This is a genomic window from Pseudomonas sp. AIG (genome assembly GCF_977020205.1).
Window position 1 is genome coordinate 38778 of record NZ_CDROCK010000024.1, and the last position, 14897, is coordinate 53674.

15 protein-coding genes, 1 tRNA gene and 2 pseudogenes are annotated in these 14897 nt (G+C 55.9%); 8 read left to right on the forward strand and 10 right to left on the reverse strand.

The features are described 5' to 3' along the window. Positions 1-64: 64 nt before the first annotated feature. From ACWR1S_RS15275 to ACWR1S_RS15285, 3 genes are read left to right on the forward strand one after another with little or no spacing between them, the layout of a single operon-like run. Positions 65-442 carry a GNAT family N-acetyltransferase gene (locus ACWR1S_RS15275; RefSeq protein ID WP_008080517.1) on the forward strand — a complete coding sequence of 126 codons (378 nt, stop codon included), beginning with the start codon at positions 65-67 and terminating at the stop codon, positions 440-442. Next, positions 439-1155 (forward strand): AzlC family ABC transporter permease, encoded by a 717-nt coding sequence (locus ACWR1S_RS15280; protein WP_454564082.1) that lies wholly within the window; start codon positions 439-441, stop codon positions 1153-1155. Before ACWR1S_RS15275 ends, ACWR1S_RS15280 begins: the two co-directional genes overlap by 4 nt. Beyond that, complete coding sequence (locus tag ACWR1S_RS15285) at positions 1134-1451, forward strand: AzlD domain-containing protein (RefSeq protein WP_007952614.1); 318 nt, start codon at positions 1134-1136, stop codon at positions 1449-1451. Before ACWR1S_RS15280 ends, ACWR1S_RS15285 begins: the two co-directional genes overlap by 22 nt. On the opposite strand, the gene ACWR1S_RS15290 is transcribed toward ACWR1S_RS15285, so the two are convergent. Next, the gene (locus tag ACWR1S_RS15290) at positions 1368-2294 is read right to left on the reverse strand and encodes a LysR family transcriptional regulator (protein WP_007909129.1); all 927 of its coding nucleotides are present in this window, start codon (positions 2292-2294) and stop codon (positions 1368-1370) included. The two genes, ACWR1S_RS15285 and ACWR1S_RS15290, sit on opposite strands and share 84 nt — an antisense overlap. A 697-nt stretch (positions 2295-2991) precedes the next feature. On the opposite strand from ACWR1S_RS15290, the gene ACWR1S_RS15295 reads away from it, so the two are divergent. Continuing rightward, a complete protein-coding gene (locus ACWR1S_RS15295) occupies positions 2992-3399 on the forward strand; it encodes an MbcA/ParS/Xre antitoxin family protein (protein ID WP_454564083.1) in 408 nt (135 codons plus the stop codon). 11 nt (positions 3400-3410) lie between these two features. Next, entirely contained in the window at positions 3411-4076 is a 666-nt protein-coding gene (locus tag ACWR1S_RS15300; RefSeq protein ID WP_454564112.1) for an RES family NAD+ phosphorylase, read from the forward strand. 43 nt (positions 4077-4119) lie between these two features. On the opposite strand, the gene ACWR1S_RS15305 is transcribed toward ACWR1S_RS15300, so the two are convergent. After that, positions 4120-4401 carry a DUF3077 domain-containing protein gene (locus tag ACWR1S_RS15305; RefSeq protein WP_064388945.1) on the reverse strand — a complete coding sequence of 94 codons (282 nt, stop codon included), beginning with the start codon at positions 4399-4401 and terminating at the stop codon, positions 4120-4122. 473 nt (positions 4402-4874) lie between these two features. On the opposite strand from ACWR1S_RS15305, the pseudogene ACWR1S_RS15310 reads away from it, so the two are divergent. Continuing rightward, positions 4875-4985 (forward strand): annotated as a pseudogene (locus ACWR1S_RS15310) (helix-turn-helix domain-containing protein); the annotation flags it as partial. A 547-nt stretch (positions 4986-5532) separates the two neighbouring features. Here ACWR1S_RS15310 and ACWR1S_RS15315 read toward each other — a convergent pair. The 3 genes and pseudogenes from ACWR1S_RS15315 to ACWR1S_RS15325 all read right to left on the reverse strand — a co-directional run bounded on the left by ACWR1S_RS15315 (position 5533) and on the right by ACWR1S_RS15325 (position 8755). Beyond that, entirely contained in the window at positions 5533-7905 is a 2373-nt protein-coding gene (locus ACWR1S_RS15315) for a TOTE conflict system archaeo-eukaryotic primase domain-containing protein (RefSeq protein ID WP_454564084.1), read from the reverse strand. Between the two features lie 196 nt (positions 7906-8101). Next, positions 8102-8377, reverse strand: coding sequence for a hypothetical protein (locus tag ACWR1S_RS15320; RefSeq protein ID WP_080932528.1), 276 nt, complete (start codon positions 8375-8377; stop codon positions 8102-8104). Next, a pseudogene (locus ACWR1S_RS15325) lies at positions 8374-8755 on the reverse strand (hypothetical protein). The gene ACWR1S_RS15320 and the pseudogene ACWR1S_RS15325 overlap by 4 nt, the downstream one beginning before the upstream one ends. A 1104-nt stretch (positions 8756-9859) precedes the next feature. Between ACWR1S_RS15325 and ACWR1S_RS15330 the strand changes: the two are divergent. Continuing rightward, positions 9860-10207, forward strand: a complete 348-nt coding sequence (locus tag ACWR1S_RS15330) for a hypothetical protein (protein ID WP_041475665.1) — start codon at positions 9860-9862, stop codon at positions 10205-10207. 31 nt (positions 10208-10238) lie between these two features. On the opposite strand, the gene ACWR1S_RS15335 is transcribed toward ACWR1S_RS15330, so the two are convergent. Further along, positions 10239-11558 (reverse strand): tyrosine-type recombinase/integrase, encoded by a 1320-nt coding sequence (locus tag ACWR1S_RS15335; protein ID WP_454564085.1) that lies wholly within the window; start codon positions 11556-11558, stop codon positions 10239-10241. Positions 11559-11730: 172 nt separating this feature from the next. After that, positions 11731-11806: transfer RNA gene (locus ACWR1S_RS15340), tRNA-Thr, on the reverse strand. A 148-nt stretch (positions 11807-11954) separates the two neighbouring features. Here ACWR1S_RS15340 and ACWR1S_RS15345 point away from each other — a divergent pair. After that, complete coding sequence (locus ACWR1S_RS15345; protein ID WP_454564086.1) at positions 11955-12239, forward strand: hypothetical protein; 285 nt, start codon at positions 11955-11957, stop codon at positions 12237-12239. On the opposite strand, the gene ACWR1S_RS15350 is transcribed toward ACWR1S_RS15345, so the two are convergent. Genes ACWR1S_RS15350 through ACWR1S_RS15360 form a run of 3 tightly spaced genes read right to left on the reverse strand, consistent with a single transcriptional unit; the run spans position 12236 to position 14833 of the window. Next, positions 12236-13471, reverse strand: coding sequence for a methyltransferase (locus ACWR1S_RS15350; protein ID WP_454564087.1), 1236 nt, complete (start codon positions 13469-13471; stop codon positions 12236-12238). The genes ACWR1S_RS15345 and ACWR1S_RS15350 overlap by 4 nt on opposite strands. Then, positions 13452-14141 (reverse strand): ABC transporter permease, encoded by a 690-nt coding sequence (locus tag ACWR1S_RS15355; protein WP_099757735.1) that lies wholly within the window; start codon positions 14139-14141, stop codon positions 13452-13454. Before ACWR1S_RS15355 ends, ACWR1S_RS15350 begins: the two co-directional genes overlap by 20 nt. Then, complete coding sequence (locus tag ACWR1S_RS15360; protein WP_095047149.1) at positions 14141-14833, reverse strand: ABC transporter permease; 693 nt, start codon at positions 14831-14833, stop codon at positions 14141-14143. Before ACWR1S_RS15360 ends, ACWR1S_RS15355 begins: the two co-directional genes overlap by 1 nt. Between the last annotated feature and the right edge of the window lie 64 nt (positions 14834-14897).

Genomic DNA, 14897 nt, shown 5'->3' on the forward strand with positions numbered 1-14897 from the left:
CGACGGCGTCGAGTGCTCGACGCCGGTGGTGCTGCGACGCGCCACGGCCAAGGATGCGCAGCGCATGGAGCGCTTCTTCCGCCAGTTCGACGAAGTGTCCTTCTGCGAATGGCAGGATGCCAAGTGCCTGCGCGGCGTGCTGATCCAGAAGACCACCACGGCCTATCTCGCCTTCGACGTCGCCGGCGAAATCGTCGGCGCGGTGTTGGGTGGCATGCTCGGCAGTCGCGGCACGATCAATCATTTGGCCGTCAGCCCGCGCTATCGTAGCCAGGGCGTCGGTCAACGGCTGGTTGAAGCGGCGTCGTCCGATATGAAACGGGTCGGGGTGTTACGGATGTTTCTGTTCGTCGACGATGCTAACCTCGCGGGCAAGCGTTTTTGGACTGCCCAGGGTTTTTGCGAGCCCCATGGCGAACGGACATTTGAGAGGGATCTATGAATGAAACGTCCGGCAGTGCGCCGCTGATGGCTGCCCATCAGCCATCGCGCACGTTTGCCGAAGCCAGCCCGGTTATCGCCGGCTACTTCACGGTGTCATTCGTGTTCGGGCTAATGGCTGTCAACGCCGGCCTGCCGATGTGGCTGCCGGTGGCGATGTGTCTGTTCGTGTATGCCGGCGCTTCGCAATTCGCCGCGCTGGCGCTGATCTCCAGCGGTGCATCGCTGACCACCATCGTACTGACCACATTCCTGATCAACGCGCGACACATGTTGATGTCGGTTTATATGGCCAAGGCGCTACGTGCACTCGGTTTGAGCCGCATGGAGCGTTGGGCATACGCCGGTGGCCTGACTGACGAATCCTTCGCTTTCCACAGCGTTAAACTCGGCACGGGTGCGCCGGTCAACGTGCGTTACCTGATCGGCTTCAACTTGTTCTGCCACACCTCATGGGTGCTCGGCGGATTGTTGGGCGCGGTCTGCGCACAGTACGCGGCGCACCTGATCAAATATCAGCTCGATTACGCCCTGACGGCGATGATGCTCTACGTGCTGGTGTCGCTGTGCAACACCCGCAACAAACTCATCGCTGCCGCCGCTGCCGTGTTGTGCATGGGCGCGCTGAGCCTGGTCGGCAGTTCGCCGTTCAATGTGTTTATCGCCACGTTTGTGGGCTGCGGAGTGGGTGTATGCCTGACCAAACGTTCCTGATTCTGGTGGTCGCGCTGATGATGGCCGTGACCTTTCTGCCGCGCGCCTTGCCACTGCAAGTGAATACCGAGCACTGGCCGCCGTTTGTTGCGCGGGCGCTGGAATACCTGCCGGTGGCGATCGTCGCTGCGATCAGCCTGACACCCTTGTTGATCAAGGATCAGCACATACAGCTCGATCGCCCGGAATTTTATGCCGCGATTCCGACGTTGTTATGTGCGTATTTCAGCAAAAACCTCTTTCTCAGTGTGGCGGTTGGGACGGCTGCGTACATTGCGCTCGGCTCGTTCATGTAACGGCAGGTCAACAACGTCGCTGAGCGCCTGGTTCGACAACTCCGGATTGTTCACCGCCAGGCGCACTTCGAGGAAATCCTCGAAACCGGGGAAAATCGTCAGGCCGTTCTTCTGCGCGGCCTCCCGCGAGACCATGCCGACTGCGTCCATCTGCGTGATGAGCGACAGCGTCAACGTTTCACTGCACGAATAGACCATGCGCTGGCCGTTCTCGTGATTGCCCAGCCCTGCGTCGAGAAAACGCAAAAAGCTGTGGGAATAAGGACAATCTTCCGCAGGACGTACCTGAAACTTATTGCCCAGCAATGTCAGCGGATCGTTTTCCTGGCCACAGTGCGCGCCGACCACTTGCACCTGCACATCGGGCAGGACGATGCTCGGCAGTCCCGGCCGTTGCGGGCCGATCAGCACCGCCAGGTCGAAGTCTTCATTCTTCAGCTTGCTGAGGTTTTCCATCGACTCGGCGTAGCTGAATTCCATCTGATAATCGGGAAACACCTCGATCAGGCGGCCGATCATTCGCCGGTTGAAGTCAGTTGATAAGGTGTTGTTCAACGCAACCTTCAACGTCCGCTGCCCCGGCACTTTCAGCGCCTCGACCTTTTCTTCCATCTGTCGCGTGGCAATCAGCACTTTGTCCATATAAGGCGTGAGCTCGGTGCCTTGCGGCGTCAGCGTCAGCCCTTTGTTGGAACGTCGAAACAAGCGGAAACCGAACTGCTCTTCGACCTTGTTCAACTGTGCGGCCAAGGCCTGCACAGTCAGGCACGAATGCTCGGCTGCGGCCGACAACGAGCCGGTCTGCACGATGCGCATGAGGTTGCGTAAGGTTCTGCTATCCATGGGTAATGCCCTCTGAAGTGGGCTGGGTATTGTTGTTTACGAGACTGCCGGTCAGGCGCCATATGCTGGCTATATTCCTGTACCTGAGCATAGTTGTCGCGGGTTTAGTAGCGAATCGATGTCTCCGCCGATGGCTGGAGGCTGACACAGGATCGGGGTTTTTGGTGACGTGGGGGTGATGGGGGTCAAAAAAAGTGCGTGGTTTTGGTGCGTGGGGGTGATTTTTCACGGGGAAATGGCTGACAACGTTAGTGGTTTTGGCCTGCGAAATACGTGGATGCATCCTAGGCGAACTTGCGACCGAGCTGATAGCGGCGACTTGTTAAAGCAGATGAAGTGGCAGCGTCGAGACATCGAGTCTCTGTGGCTACAGTTCTGAGTGAGGTAAGCGAAGTGATCGCATCACAAGAAGCGGCCGATATGGAGTGCCAAGTTGGCAACAGGCTTCACGACGTTATTGAAATCCAAGAGCAGCCGTCCATTGCACGAATTCCTACGGACAAGACTGCCCAAGCCATGTTGGAAGCACGAACTATTCGGCAGCGGTTCGATTCGGTCGACGAAATGCTCAAATCCGGTCATATCCGAATCCCAATCAATGGGGAATGTGGTAACCAGTAATACGCTTACGGAGCTTTTTTATCGATTTATTCGTATATGTACTAGTATCAAAGCAAGACAAATCTGGAGAGGCTCAATGACTACCTCATCCCCAGCCCTCACCCCACGCGAACAACTAGACGCCCCCGAAGCCGGCCGCGTCGCGCTGAAGTTCTTTTTCAACCTCATGGAGCACTGGGGCTGTAGCGCCGAGCAGCAACGCACATTACTCGGCGGCGTTGGCAACACAACGTTCTACAAATACAAACACCTGCCGAACATCCGTCTGCCTAACGACACCCTTGAGCGGATCTCCTACCTGATGGGCATTCACAAGGCGTTGAGCATCATCTTCAGCAACAGCCGTGAGCGTGCCTACACGTGGGTCAGTAGTCCGAACACGGCAGCGCCATTCAATGGCCAAACGGCGCTGGATTACATGCTGGCGGGTCGAGTGGTCGATATCGCCGATGTGCGTCGCTACCTCGACGGGGTGCGCGGTTGAAAGTGCCCGATTTGGTTGATGTGCAATGGCCGCGAGCCTACCGGATCGTCAACAGCAGCTTTCCGCCGATTGCGCTGTTCGAAGACGTGCTCGATCCCGAAGACCTGGAAGTTGCCTACGCGCTGGAAGCGCTGACCAACGATCGCCTGATCGAACAGGCCGGGGTTCTCGCCCGAGTGCGTCCCGAAGATCGACTCTCCGGCCCCGGCTCGACTCCGGTGATGGCCGCTTTCACCCACATCGGCAAACGCAGTCGTTTCTGCGATGGCACCTTCGGCGTTTACTACGCTGCGAGCAGCCAGACTGCTGCCATCGCCGAGACCTGTTATCACCAGGAGCGATTTCTTGCGGCGACCCAAGAAGCGGATCTTGAGTTGACCATGCGGACTTACGTTAATCGGGTGGTTAAACCGCTGCACGATATCCGCCACGATCATCCCGAACTGCACAATCCGGATCCGGAGGCTTACGGGCCCTCTCAGCTATTCGCCCGGCAACTGCGCGAAACCGAATCGTGGGGACTGCTCTACAACAGCGTTCGCCTGCCGGGCCACGAATGCGTCGCCGCGTTTCGGCCGCCAGCGGTATCGATTCCGAAGCAGGGCAAGCATCTGCGTTATGTGTGGAGCGCGAGTCAGCAGAAGATTTCGTTTGTGCTTGAGATCAGTCAGGTCTGAAACGCAAAAAGCCCTCGCATCGGCGAGGGCCTGAAACCGGCGTTTACATCAACGGCTTGTCCGGCGGCGCATCCATCACTTTCACCACATCATCGATCAGCGCTTTGCTCAATTCCTGCAAATACTGAGAGGCGTAAGCGTGAAGATCAGGGTCGCGAGAAACTGAAGTGTCCGCAGTGAGCAGTCGTGAAATGTGAAGCAAGTGCGAGGCGTGGGAAAGGGCGGCGATTACCGGTACACCACGATTGGTGCGGAACATCGCTTGATTGGAGTGGAAGGAAAAGTGGGTGAGGCCGAGGGTTTTCAGATCTTGAGAATGGGTCATTTCGCTTCACCTGCCGTTCGAGCTGGGCGGGCGTGAAGTGACCGGTGTGCTGACGGGGCAATGGCTTTCATTTGTGAACTCCCTGTATCAAATGAGAGCTGCCTATTCGTTATCAGACGAATGGGTGGCAGCTATGCGCGGGCTGATAAACCGGAGATACAGGAACCCGGCAGACCCGAAGGTCTCCCACGCACAGCCGCCATTGCACGGTAATGCAGACACAAAAAATGCGCCGGCAAACGTGAGTTGGGGCGCTGGTGCGCCTGTATCTTACCCGGGTTATCAGGCCCGGTCGCTGAATTGGCAGCGACGGGTTTGACGGTAGCTTGGGGAGTACCAGGCGCGCAATCGTGGCCAGTAGTGGCTTTGCTTGCTTGTCGTTACAACAAATTTCTCAGGATTTCGCGCCATGCGTTTTGTCGGTCATGACTTGTCCTTAACCTTTTCTAAGCAACAAAACGAGGAGATCAGCGATGGTCGATGAACTGGAGCAATTCCAGCAGGACTTACTGGAGTCTGTACGTCAGATGAAGGCCGGTGAAGCCGCGCGCGTAACGCCGATGCCGTTCTTTGCGGCGGAGGAACCAAGCGTCGAGGCATCAAGCACTCTTGGACTGGGAAACCGGGTTGCCATTGACTCCGCCGGTTAGTGCGCTGAGAAACCCTGCTCATGCAATTACATTTTTTATGGGCACGCCATAATTATTGCCAGTTCATAATTTGGCATAAAAGCGGAAGTTCGGGCGTTTTGGGCGAAAGCCGTGCTTTGTGGGATAAGGACGTCTGGCGATTAGACCGACGTGTGCGGAGGAGAGGCGCTATTTGTACTGAAGCTGAAACGCGGCTAAAAATATAAACACCCATAAACAACAAAGCCCCTGCATTTCTGCAGGGGCTTTGTTTGTATGGTTCGGCACCAGGAGTCGAACGATCTAATAAGTTATTGAATTAGCTGATTAATACTTAAAGACCTGTGCAAGTCTACCTCTAAAACTACCTCAAGGTCCTCGTACGCCTGAGGATCTTGCTTGACGTGACTAACGGCGAAGGGCCGGAGTTGCCCCCACAGCGGCCGGCCATTCGTCTATGAGAGTTGGGCCGTTGATGTGTCAACTGTCAACCACGTTAGAGTTAGAGTAGGTCCATGGTGGCCATGGAATCAGCCATGCGGTAGCCCATCGCTTTGTAACCCGCCTGGCGCTTATCCCACATCCTCATCAGCGCGACATTACCCTCGTCAACGAAGTCGATCACTCGCACGTCGGCCTTATCGGCATGTGATCGATGCAACCGCCCCGCATATTGCTGAAGGATTCCCTTCCATGAGATGGGCATTGCCAGCACCAGCGTGTCCAACGGCGGATGATCGAAGCCTTCACCTACTAGTTTTCCTGTTGCCAACAGCACTCGTGGAGCATCAGGGGGAAGGGACTCAAGCTCATGCATACGGGAAATCCGCTGTTTCTTAGGCACTCGCCCATGAAGCGTGAAAAGGTTATGCACGCGCTGCTTCAATTCTAATTCAAGGGCATCCACATGTTCTGTTCGCTCCGTTAGCACTAGAATTTTTCTACCCTCGTTGTACGCCAGCTCAATCTCCGAGACGATTTTGGCTGTCCGCTCAGAGTCGTCCACTAGATGCCGAAAAACGTCCTGAATCCCAAAGCCGTCGGGGACCACTATTGGTTTGGACAGCAATCGAGGCACGACAGAGAGGTCATGGGGCGCACTCGCTGGTCGAGCAGCAGAATGTCGGATCGGTCCGCACTGCATGAAAATAATGGGCTGCTGCCCATCTCGGCGCACTGGGGTTGCCGTGAGTCCCAGCACGTACCGCGCGGTCGCGCTCCTCAGTAGTGCCTCGAATGACACCGCTGATAGGTGATGACACTCATCAACGATGATCTGGCCGTAGTTTTTTACCTGATCGCTGATTTCGCCTTTTCGCGATAAAGACTGCATGACGGCAATGTCGATGATGCCGGTAAGCTTCGCTTTTCCGCCCCCAAGAGTTCCAACGACACCATTCCCGACTCCCAAGAACACCTGCAAGCGCTCTTGCCACTGCCTTAACAGTTCCGTCCGATGCACAAGCACCAACGTGTTAATGCCACGTGCGGCAATCAACGCAGCAGCACTGACAGTTTTACCGAAAGCCGTCGGTGCGCAGAGGATACCAGTGTCATGACTTAGCATTGCGCTGACAGCCGCCTCTTGGTCAGAACGCAGGGTTCCGAGAAAACTCACGTCGATGGTGTCGCCCGCGAAGCGTTCGTCTTTAAGAATAGGGGTAACCCCGTTTTCCCCTAAAAGCTCCAGCGCAGCATCCAAACAGCCACGTGGTAACGCAATATGTTTGGGGAAGTTCTGGGCACAGCCGATAATCCTTGGCTTGTTCCACACTGACATGCGCATGGCCTGAGCTTTGTAGAACTCGGGATTTTGAAAGGCCGCGAGCCGGACAAGCTGGTTTGCCAATGGCTGTGGCAATTCCGACTTTTCAAAGTAAATTAAGTTAGCCAGCGTGATGTTGACAGCAGCAGGCAACGGGCATGTCAATTTACGTGATCTCGATTCACAATCTTTCCAAGGTTCTGCATCACCTTCGTCATCGACATAGGCGACCCCTAGAGGGTCCCGATTACCCATCGCCTGGATAATAACGGGCTGGATATCTTCTAGACTCATGCGCTGAATCGATGCCAGGAAGGCCCATTGATCAGGATGAGGCTCAAGCGTGTCGTCTACAAAAACGCTGTTGTTTTGGGCCCTGGCCCGCTTTTGCAAAGGGAGCGCGATGAGATTTCCGAAGCCGCCCTTAGGCATATAGTCCTGATTTGGAAACAGTCGATCATAGGAGCTGAGCGCCAACTGCCGAGTGCGCTCACAGGCATGACTGATGATTGCGGCACCGAGGCGGCGCGCATCGCAGGCAGGAACATTACGCTCAAAGAAAATCCAGCCATGAGCCCCTTGGCCTGAGCGCGATATTTCCAGCGCCACCGGGACGTTCAGCTCATGGCATGACTGCACAAAAGCTTTGGAATCATCACGCCATTCGGCCTCATCGAAGTCGACCGCCAAAAAATAACAAGTGTCATCAGAGAGTAGGGGGTAGATGCCAACGACCACTTCGCCCGCCAGATGGCGATAGACCACCTCATCGGTCAGCGGAAGCAGCTGGCGGTTACCGCAGTCGCCACATTTAATTCGGGGCTTCTCACAAACGCCAGGCCTCCATTCGTTTGCGCAAGCGGGTGCGTATCCTGATTTTCCTGCCTTGCTTTCCCAGCGGATGGGATAAACGTCCGTCCTACCACGAAACAAGCTTCGGAATAGGGCAAGCTTTCCATCAGTATCGAGTTGCTGTGATTGTTCTGCTCGGAGAATCGCTATCTTGACTGGCTCAGCAGGCGGGCGCCATTCGATGCCATGAGCATCCAGCAAGGCAACCAATCTTGCATTTTCAGCCCTTAGCTTCGCCACCAGACTAGTGTCTATCACCGCCTTCAGCCTCTACGTCTCAGGTGAAGCCTGTAGCCTCAAGCTACAACCCTCAGTCCATCAGTAAAACATAGAGGTTATCAAACAACAGAGGTTAGGTTCAGGGGCTCAAGAGGCCCGCCCTAATCCCAATCAAATCGTTGGCTGGCTCAATCTGCCAGTTAGGGATACAGAGCGCGCAGTTGCTGGCATTCGGCTAACGTTGAAAATTCCAGGATTTTCCTAGGCGCAGAGTGATCAGGCTTGTGGTCAGCAGGTAGTAGTAGCGCGTCGATTTCGAGTTTGAGTTCATGTGGTGGTTCAAAAACCAAACGAGATGCTTTCTTTGCCATGTCCATGGATTATCTCGGTTCCAGCGTTCAGAAATGGCTGCTTGAATAGTCTTGGCCTGGCGGATGTGACGTTCGCGTGTGGCATGTGCTCCAGTCAGTGCCCCAGCCAAGAAGATCTCCATATCGAATGGTTTATTCATACCCGACCACCGATGTACGCCGATACCACGTCGATTCGACCGTGTCCCAGCTCATAGCTGATTTGTAAGCGTGCCTCTCGATCAAGGCGTGGATCGAGGCGCCTGCACCTGCCACCGTTGATGGGCGCTAGGTGATGAGTGATCTGCTCATAACGTTCGCATGCATAAGCCGCGCGCAATTCGTGGAAGCCTTTGAGGTTGTGCTGATGGAGGATGTTCCGTGCGGGGCCGTACAAACGCCTGCCATCGATCACTGTGCGCTTTGACCGTGCCGTAATGCCCGCCGCCAAACAGGTCCCGCAATGCCTGCGGCCCGGCATAGCTCAGTTGCCGACCGTAACCAAAATTGCGTCCATCTCGCCTGCCCACCAGTGCCATGATCAAACTCCTCCCGAAGCCAAACCTTTGAAACTTTCCCCACGTCATCCCGCCACGAATGTTGAGTGTTATCAGGGATCAAGGCCCCTGCGACCTGTGAGGGTTGTCCACTAACGCGGGACTGGCGGCTCCTTACGACCGGGAGCTTGGGCATCTCATGATCTGGCCTCCTGAACACTTCCGAGGAAGTGGGCGGGTGGAGGCTGCACTGGCTGACGAGACCGGTGCCGCGAAATCCTGAGTCAGGTGAAGGCAGTGATGCGATGAACGGGGCATGCCTGACTGTCAGTCAGGTGCAGTCCATTCCGTGGGCTGCGGCACCATCATCTGCATCGCTGTTGCTGGTGACTTCGGTGTTTGTCACGCCGATTATCACGAGGGGGAATGCCGCAAAGCCTTGTACGAGTTGGGCTGCAGCAGCGGTAGGAGCGCCCGTCTCTTTCCGGGAGAAAGAGACGGGCGCAGGTTGGCGCACGGAATGGCCAAGCGGATAGGTTGCTGCAGGGCGGCTATGAAAGGGGGTGAGTTGCCGCAGTGGGCGCACTGTTAAAAGTAGGCATCCATCACATCGCTGTGACCGTGCGAGCCGCCGGACGCTAATCGCACTTTGGGAGAACCACCACGGTGTGGCGTAGCCTTAAAGGTTCTGGCTACCTGGGGTTGCTGTCAGCGACAGCGCTTTGCCCGATCTTTTCTACGCCTGTGGATAATTCGGGTCAAGGCTCGAATTTTTGGGAGTTCTGCGGTTGTGGATGAAATTATCCACCGGTGGAAATCTGTGGTTTTCCACAGATAGTTGCGTGGGCTTTAGATTTTTTAAGTGAGGTCCATCCAAACAGGGCGGCTTTGCAGCCCTGTTTGGATGGACCCGCGTGGACAGATCACTGAGATATGAAGACCGAGCGCTTACTCGGTTGCGCCACGTTTTGCTTTTAGGCGAGTGATGTTCGCTCCGGTCTGGTTCGCGAATTCGTTTGGAGTGACATGCTCCTGTCAATTGCGGGGGTAATGCACCTGCTTTGGGTGGAAACGGTCAGAGAGAGTTCTTAATCTGTGACTGGATGACATGGTGATCGGCACTGTGATCTCAAAAGGAGCATATCAATGAGACCGAATTTCTTTCTGGACGATGAAGATGAAGCCATCGCCAAGAGCTATTTCAAGAAGGTTAATAGCATTGGTTTTGTTTGTGTCGGTTTGGCGTTGACGATAATCACAATGCCTCATCCCGAGCGCGCTGCATGGTTTGTCTTCGCGGTAGCGATCATCTATGCGTTTAGCCACGGTGATGGTTACAGGAAGATTGTTGCCAGCTATTTGTTGCGTCATAAAGGATTCGGCGGTGGTATTCGTTTGGTGTTGAAAGTAGCTCTCTTCGTGTTGGGCACAAGTCTGTTGTCTGGGATTGGGCTTCAGATCTTGACGCCTGAGGTTTTAGGCATCCTCCCATAGCAGGACTGTCTCAGTGACCTGGGTGGCGGATTCAATCATTGATCCGCTTCACCTTCATCCGGGTAACATTCGCCCCAATCTGATTAGCGAACTCATGCGGAGTGACATGCTCTTCACGGTTGGCTTCCAGGTACCGGCTCCACCAGTTCATGATCAGCCTGCGCTCCTCGATGAACTCGGCCTTGTGGATGTAAGCGGCGCGGACGTTGTTGCGCTCCTTGTGGCTCATCTGCCGTTCAATGGCTGTCTCCGACCACAATCCTGACTCGATCAGTGCGCTGCAGGCCATCGAGCGGAAGCCATGGCCACAGATTTCGGTTTTGGTGTCGTAACCCATATTTCGAAGCGCGCTGTTCACCGTGTTTTCAGACATCGGTTTCGAAGGGTTGGCATCGCCTGCAAATACCAGGTCGAATTCGCCGGTGAGGGTGCGGATCTGTTCAAGCAGGGTCACGGCTTGCGGGGATAAGGGTACAAGGTGGATGTCCCCGGCCATCTTCGTACCTCTTGTTGAAAAGGGTACTCCGTCCAACGCGGGCCGAGTGTCCGGTATCTCCCAGCTGCCGCGCTTGTGGTCGAACTCACTCCAGCGGGCGAAGCGCAGTTCGCTGGAGCGGACAAACACATGTAGCGAGAGCATGACTGTCAGCCGAGTCAGCGTTCGTCCTTTGTAGGTGTCGATGCGCTCCTGCAATTCATACAAACGCGATAAGGGTAAAGCTGGGCGGTGAACTACCCTCGAGGCTTTGATCAAACCCTCAAGGTCGGAGGCAGGGTTTGCCGCGATCTGTCGAGCTCGTTTCGCCTCGCGCATGATGCTTTGCAGGTAGTTTTGTACCCTTAACGCGACGTCAATCGTGCCACGCTTCTGGATTGCTTCCAGAGGTTGCATTAAGTCGTGAGTGTCTAGGTCGACAATAGCGCGATCACCGATTAGTGGAAAAACATGGGTTTTGAGACGGCTCAGGACCGTCTTAGCATGTCCCGGAGCCCATTTGGCAGACATCGCTTTGTGCCAGTCCAAGGCTGCGCTCTCAAAGGTTCGGCCTCGGATTGTGGCTTGCGTCTTGGCCTGGTGTTTGGACTCGATGGGGTCGAGCCCTTCCTCCAGCATCCGTTTGACCTCCAGGCGCTTCTTGCGCGCATCGGCGAGGCCGACCACGGGGTAGTTGCCGAACGAGGTCAGTCCTTCACGACCATCAGGTTTTACATACCTGAAACGCCAGCCTTTGCGGCCATTGGGTTGGACTAAAAGGTAGAGGCCGTCGCCGTCGAAAAGCTTGTAGGCGCGGTCGGTGTGCTTGGCTGAACGGCAAGCCGAATCGGAGAGTGGGGCAGTGGTGCGCGACATAAGGGTACTCCTCCCTTTATCGAATGACCTTACCCCTATCTTTATCCTTAACACGGCTGGTATCTATAAGATTTTGGCGGAATCCGACGGAACGCCAAAACGAAAAAACCCGCCAGAAGGCGGGTTTTTCGGGGGTTTCAGAGATTTTGAAAGCCTTCTCTGGAACCTTGTATGGTGCCGGCACCAGGAGTCGAACCCGGGACCTACTGATTACAAGTCAGTTGCTCTACCAACTGAGCTATACCGGCGTTGTGGGCGACGATTATAGCGATTGGGAAGATCCTGTAAACCCCTGAATTCAGACTATTTTTGCATCGCAGTAAATTAAGCGCTGCGCGATGCGCAACGCAGCATGTGTACCCTACGCACGATAGGGCTGTTTTGCAGGACAGGCAGTTGAGTTTCGGCTTTCGTGAGGCCGCAATTATTCGCTCGGTAAGCCCATTATTCGGCGGTTATGTCGTTTTGATTGGCAGCTTATGCACAACTGAGAGCCACGAAATCGGACTCAGGCGGGGTTTTGTGAAGCCATTCTCATTTTGTTCGCAAATCCCTGTTTTACAGGTTTTTTATTCATTTGAACAAAAAATGACCAGTGCTGTTAACGCAGCGAAACAGGCGCAGATATTGGATCCATGGGAAAACCATCAACAGAGTTATCCACAGGCTGTGATGTTTTAAACGCGTTCGGCCAGTAGCAGCAAATTACGCGGAGTCAGCGGGGTGTCGCAGAAGGTGCCGAGGCGGACGGTGTAGCCCTGTTCTTGAAGGAAAAGCGCTCGATCCAGATTCAGCCAAAGCTCCAGCGGCCGTCGGAACAATCCGCGAAGCAATTCCAGATTGCGAACTTCGGCCAATCGCTGCCAACCGGCTGCTTCGAGTGCGGGCCAATCTGGCGCACCGATTGTGGATAACTCTTTGAGCGCAGCCAGATCTCGACAGTAATCAGCGAACCGTTTTTCCAGCCAGGCGCTGGGTAGGGAGGGCGTCGGCAGGTATTCGTCGACGCCGCGCACTTGCCGTTGCAGTAGGTCAAAGGCCAGTCGTCGAGCCATCGAGGTGTCACGCTGACGTCGGACGCGAGCACCGGCGGTGACGGTTTCGCTCATCGGCAGCGCCAGATCTTCTACCGAGAGCTGTAGGAGCGATACCGATCCTTCGCAAGACAATGCCTGATATTCGCTGCGACTGATGCGGTTGTAGCAGCAGGGCGCGATCGCCATTTGCTGGCAACCTGCAGCGCTGGCCAGTTGCATCAAACGTACATGCAGATCCCCGCAGGCGTGGAGAGCGACGGGTGTATGGGTGGCGTTCAATACGGCTGGGGCGTCCGCCGCAAGCACATCCTGTTCGACATGCAGTGCATGTAAGTGATGACGCTGACTCAAGGCCTGACCGCTGGCGACCAACAGAGGGTCGTATTCAACGCAAGTCAGTTGTTGCCCCGAGTCCAACAAGCGCCGACCCAAATGACCCTTGCCCGAGCACCAATCCAGCCAATGCGTCGGCTGCGAGGCAAAAGACAAGCGACTGGCAAACGCTTCGATCTGCTGCCACTTGCGCCCCGGCACATCGACATTCAAGCGATGCACCGCAGCTTCCAGCGCATGCCCCGGCAACTGACCGACAGCGCTCAGCTCAGCCGATATCGCTGCCAATGAAGCAAATGGCTCCGGCGCTTCGGCAAGATCAGCAGGTTGGTTGTGTGCGTTTTCTGCATCGTCCAGCGACCGTCCTCGTAGCCACAAGGCCAACTTCGGGTAGGACGCTTCCCATGGAAGCTGCAGATGAGTGAACGGACGAGGTTTCCACAGCGCCTGATGCTCAATCAAAAAAGCATCCAGCGCGGTGAAGCGGGCGAGTAACTCCTCGCCCGTCAGCACGCAGGAGGAGTCAACGCCCTTGGCAGGCATCGACGCGCAACCATCGCTCCAGCTGTTTGAATGCCTGAACGAGAACAAACGACATCAGCAGGTAAATGACGCCTGCGGTGAAGAACATATCCACGGTGAGGTAGTTGCGGGCAATGATCGTGCGGGTAATGCCGGTGAGTTCGAGCAAGGTCACCGTGCTCGCCAGAGAACTGGCCTTCAACATCAGGATGACTTCGTTGCTGTAGGCCGGCAGGCCGATGCGCGCGGCGCGCGGCAGGACGATATAGAACAATGCCTTGGCCTTGGACATGCCCAGTGCACGCGCGGCTTCGATCTCGCCCGGCGGGATCGCTTGAATGGCGCCACGCAGGATTTCGGCGATATAGGCGGCAGTGTGCAGGGTCATCGTGGCGACAGCGCACCAGAAGGGTTCTCGCAAATACGGCCACATGAAACTGTCGCGTACGGCGTCGAACTGAGCCAGGCCGTAGTAGACCAGAAACAGTTGTACGAGCAACGGAGTGCCACGAAAGAAAAAGATGTAAGCGTAAGGAAATGCGCGAACAAACCAGAGCTTGGAGGAGCGCGCGATGCCCAGAGGGATCGCCAGCAACAACCCGAGAATAACGGCGATGCCCACCAGTTCGAGTGTCAGGACGGCGCCCTGAAAGAACTTCGGCAGCCACTTATAGATGACTTCCCATTCCATTACGTCGTCCTCACGAAGCCACGGGCGGCGCGTTTTTCCATAAAGTGCATGGTGGCCATCGCCAGTATGGTCAGGCCCAGATACATGACGGCTGCGACCAGATAGAAGGTGAATGGATGCTTGGCGAAGGTCACGGCGTTCTGCGCATTGCGCATGATTTCTTCCAGGCCGATGACCGACACCAGAGCGGTGTCTTTCATCAGGATCATGAACAGATTGCCCAGGCCGGGCAGGGCGATGCGCCACATCTGCGGCATGATCAACCGGGTGAAGATCCGCCATTTCGACAGGCCCAGGGCCTGACCGGCCTCACGGTGTCCTTTCGGAATGGCCAGGATGGCGCCACGAAATACCTCCGTGGCATAGGCGCCGAAGCACAGTCCGAGTGCAGTTACGCCCGCCACAAAGGGGCTTAGCGCCAGGTCTGGATTGCCAAAGTATTCGCCAATGGCATTCATCGTCTTGACGGTGCCGAGGTAGATCAGCAGAACCCAAAGCAGTTCCGGCACGCCACGTACGATGGTCGAGTAGGTTTCGCCAAGCCATTGCAGCGGCTTGTACGGGGAAGTCTTGGCCAAGGCGCCGAGCAGACCGAGCACCAGTCCCAGGCACAGGGCGGTGAGAGCCAGTTGGACGGTCATCAGCGCGCCGGCAGCGAGGGCCGGGCCGAATCCGTAGAGGTCGATAATCATGGAATTCTGTTCAAATTGCGGCAGGCAAAGTCGGGAGCCGGCGCCACTGCATCAGGGCGCCAGT

What these genes read in the sequence shown, in the direction of transcription:
- ACWR1S_RS15275 (WP_008080517.1), top strand. Translation starts at nt 65, where the DNA reads ATGGAGCGCTTCTTCCGCCAGTTCGACGAAGTGTCCTTCTGCGAATGG.
- ACWR1S_RS15280 (WP_454564082.1), top strand. Translation starts at nt 439, where the DNA reads ATGAATGAAACGTCCGGCAGTGCGCCGCTGATGGCTGCCCATCAGCCA.
- ACWR1S_RS15285 (WP_007952614.1), top strand. Translation starts at nt 1,134, where the DNA reads ATGCCTGACCAAACGTTCCTGATTCTGGTGGTCGCGCTGATGATGGCC.
- ACWR1S_RS15290 (WP_007909129.1), bottom strand. Translation starts at nt 2,294, where the DNA reads ATGGATAGCAGAACCTTACGCAACCTCATGCGCATCGTGCAGACCGGC.
- ACWR1S_RS15295 (WP_454564083.1), top strand. Translation starts at nt 2,992, where the DNA reads ATGACTACCTCATCCCCAGCCCTCACCCCACGCGAACAACTAGACGCC.
- ACWR1S_RS15305 (WP_064388945.1), bottom strand. Translation starts at nt 4,401, where the DNA reads ATGACCCATTCTCAAGATCTGAAAACCCTCGGCCTCACCCACTTTTCC.
- ACWR1S_RS15320 (WP_080932528.1), bottom strand. Translation starts at nt 8,377, where the DNA reads ATGAATAAACCATTCGATATGGAGATCTTCTTGGCTGGGGCACTGACT.
- ACWR1S_RS15330 (WP_041475665.1), top strand. Translation starts at nt 9,860, where the DNA reads ATGAGACCGAATTTCTTTCTGGACGATGAAGATGAAGCCATCGCCAAG.
- ACWR1S_RS15335 (WP_454564085.1), bottom strand. Translation starts at nt 11,558, where the DNA reads ATGTCGCGCACCACTGCCCCACTCTCCGATTCGGCTTGCCGTTCAGCC.
- ACWR1S_RS15350 (WP_454564087.1), bottom strand. Translation starts at nt 13,471, where the DNA reads ATGCCTGCCAAGGGCGTTGACTCCTCCTGCGTGCTGACGGGCGAGGAG.
- ACWR1S_RS15355 (WP_099757735.1), bottom strand. Translation starts at nt 14,141, where the DNA reads ATGGAATGGGAAGTCATCTATAAGTGGCTGCCGAAGTTCTTTCAGGGC.
- ACWR1S_RS15360 (WP_095047149.1), bottom strand. Translation starts at nt 14,833, where the DNA reads ATGATTATCGACCTCTACGGATTCGGCCCGGCCCTCGCTGCCGGCGCG.